The 2946-nt window shown below is 71.2% G+C and carries 3 protein-coding genes; all 3 read left to right on the top strand.

Features of this window, described 5'->3' with window-relative positions:
• Positions 1 to 1808: DUF3558 family protein (locus VFO68_RS30495; RefSeq protein ID WP_325161866.1), on the top strand; the 1808-nt coding region annotated here is incomplete at its 5' end.
• 187 nt (positions 1809 to 1995) lie between these two features.
• Positions 1996 to 2712, top strand: a complete 717-nt coding sequence (locus VFO68_RS30490; RefSeq protein ID WP_325161865.1) for a hypothetical protein — start codon at positions 1996 to 1998, stop codon at positions 2710 to 2712.
• Positions 2700 to 2946 (top strand): hypothetical protein (locus tag VFO68_RS30485; RefSeq protein ID WP_325161864.1); only part of this gene is annotated, 247 nt, incomplete at its 3' end. The genes VFO68_RS30490 and VFO68_RS30485, both read left to right, overlap by 13 nt.

Here is a 2946-nt window from a genome sequence, read left to right as displayed (position 1 = left end):
TGATGCCCCACCACACCCATCGCAGCGTCCACACGAGACAACTGGGGGAGTTCGTCATGTCACGACAAGGTCAGCACAACGCGGGGCCACGAACCCTGCGGCGCCTCCCGAGCGCGCAGCGGCGGCGTAACAACTTGCCGGCACCGGGCGGTCGGCCCTGCGCCCGCGGCGCGCACCGTCGCCGCTCGGGGCGGGGCTGGCCGGCCGCGCCGGGCCGCGGCCTTGCCGGTGCGGCGACCGTGGTGGTCTTGGCCTTCTTGGCGCTGCTCACCGGGTGCACCACTAGGCAGGCCGGGCATCCGGTGCCCGCCGGGAGCCCGGGCAGTTCGTCGGCGGGGGAGCCGGCCAAGACGCCGCCACCGAAGGACCGGGATCTGCAGGCAGTCACCGTGGCCTTGCGCCAACTCGACGCGTGCGGGGTCTTCGACCTCGACGCCGCGAAGACGACCACACCTGGTGCGGCGGTGCTGCCAACCGGGCCGCACTCTTGCATGCTGACACCGCGAGCGGACTACTCACCGGCGGACGACGGAGTGCGGGTCGCGGTCGGCGCCGAGTTCAGCCATCTGGTGGCCTACGGCGGAGCACCGGTGACCATCGGCGGCGCGAAAGCCTACGAATACCGGCAGGACGGTGCCGGGAAACGGTGCGAGCTGTATGTCCCGGTGAGCTTCACCCGGGCCCTGCGATACACCTACGACGCTTACGACAACACCACCGATACCTGCCGGGTGCTGCACGACGTGGCGCAAGCCTCAGTCGCCAAGCTCCGCGCGCCCGAGGCGATCACCGTCAACCCCGCGCAACGCCCGTACGCGGCGTGGGACGGCTGCTACTTCCTGGCCACGTTGCTGGACCAAGACGCCAAGAACTACACCTACAAGCCCGACGGGTTGTACGACCCGTTCAGCGGCTGCGACACCACCAAGAAGACCGACGGCGGCGCGCCGTCGCACGAGTACACCCCCAAGTTGGAGATCGCCTACGAGCAGACCCCGAAGGCAGCGGCGCACCCGCGGCCGGTGGGCGGCAAAACCGCCGACGTCGACGACTTCACCGGAAGCTGCCGACTGACCTGGAACCAAGGCGAAAGCCACACCGCCAGCCAGTGGTACGCGGCGCTGGTGATCAAACTGACCACCGCGACCTGCGACACCACCGCCAAACTCGCGGAAAAGGCCATCGCCCTGATCGACCAGGCACCCGACGACGCCGACGCCGCCCCGCAACGGCCGCTGCTGCTCGCCCCGGACGACCCAGACACCGAAGCCGTCGGCGCCTGCCGCGACTTCGGCCCCGGCCAGTACGACTGCGAGCCCTACCACCCGGTGGACGTGCCGCAGGGCACCGAGCAGATCCTGACCGCCGCCTTAACCAACCGCAACGTGCAGTGCGCGGTGTTCGCCGATGCGGTCGCCACGCTGTTCGGGTCCACCTTCGCCGCGTTGACCTGGGGGGAGCATTGCTTCTGGGTGGAGCCCACCCACAGCCTGGAATTGCGGGTGAACGTCGATGCGGAAAACGTACCCGGTGACTTCGGCAAACGGCAGGACCTGTGGACCGACCGGCAGGAAACCCAGATCGCCGGCAAAGCCGCGGTGACGTTCTGGGGCATCGACAAGAACGACTTCGACGTCTACCTCTCCCCGTTCAACGACCTATCCCGGCCCGGCAACCTGCACATCAACATCCAGGCGCTCAACACCCGCGGAACGATCATGGACGAGCGGGCGAAACTGGATCCCGCCAAGGCCCAGGCCGCGATCCAAGCCATCACCCAAATCACCCAAAAATACTTCGCACAATAACCACACCACGGCAATCGCCGGGTCGGCACACGCCACGCAGCCGAAACCACCGGCACCGTTCGATCTATGTACCGAAATTGGGGGGAAATCCATGTCAGCCCACCGCGCATCGCTGTCGTGGCGGGAAACGGCCACCGGCGGTCGGCACCTGTCGCTCGACGACCCGACACGGAGCGGAGCGGGCCGGGTGATCGCGCTGCCCGCCGCGATCCACACCGCGCTCGCCGCGCCGGACGCGCCCGCCCTGACCGCCGACCCGACCAGCGACCTGCTCGCCTGGGAACGGTCGACCCGGCGGCGGGTGCTGCGGTTGCAGGCCACCACTGGGCAGCTGCGGCAGGTCCTGCACGCCGCCCGGGCGGATCTGCATGCCGGGACCGGACCGGGCACCCGAGTCCCATGGCCGCAGGTGCGTTACCTGCTCACCCAGGTCCACGACACCGCCGACGAACTCGCCGCGCAAACCGAAGCCCTGCACGACGCGCACGCACTGCAGCAGGCCATCCGTGACGTCCTGCGGGCCGTGGAGGCGCCCGAGGCTCGGCCGGCCACTGCCGCCGCAGCCCGGCGGCCCGACGCGACCCGCCACAACCACACCACCAGGGGCGCTGAGCAGCCCGGGTCGGGTCATCGCCACCCCGATGATCGCGACCCACATCGTGACCAGCCCGCCGTGCCCGGGCGGCCGGGACACCGACCCGCTCGCGGCCCTGACCTCGCCTTCCGGGGCTGCACCGAGCGGGCCGTATTTGTTGTCGCTGCGACGGGCTCCCGGCTGGCCGGCAGCGGGTCCGGTCAGGTCGATCGGTGGTGGCTGCGGGAGGCGGGTTGTCCCGGGCAGGGCCGGGCGGGGGCGCACGGCTGGGACCGCGACCTGGCCGTGGTGGGCCGGTGGTGGCCGTGAGCCGGGTGCGGCCGCTCGGCGAGCTGGGCCGGACCCGGCTGTTCACCCGCCGCGAGCGGCGCCGACGCGCGAGCGCCGTGGTGGTGGCGCTGCTCGGGCTGGTGCTCGCGGCGTGGGTGGCGGCAGCGATCGTGGCCTGGGTGGGCGGAGAGGGCCTGGACTGGCCGGCGGTGCGGCTTCGGCCCGTGCTGACTGGCGGCAGCGGCGGGCTGCTGGGGCTGCCGCGGGCCGACC

The organism is Actinophytocola sp. (genome assembly GCF_035712165.1).
Taxonomy (GTDB): Bacteria; Actinomycetota; Actinomycetes; order Mycobacteriales; family Pseudonocardiaceae; genus DASYTH01.
Note: the sequence above shows the minus strand (reverse complement) of the source record. Positions and strands in the feature narration are given on the sequence as shown.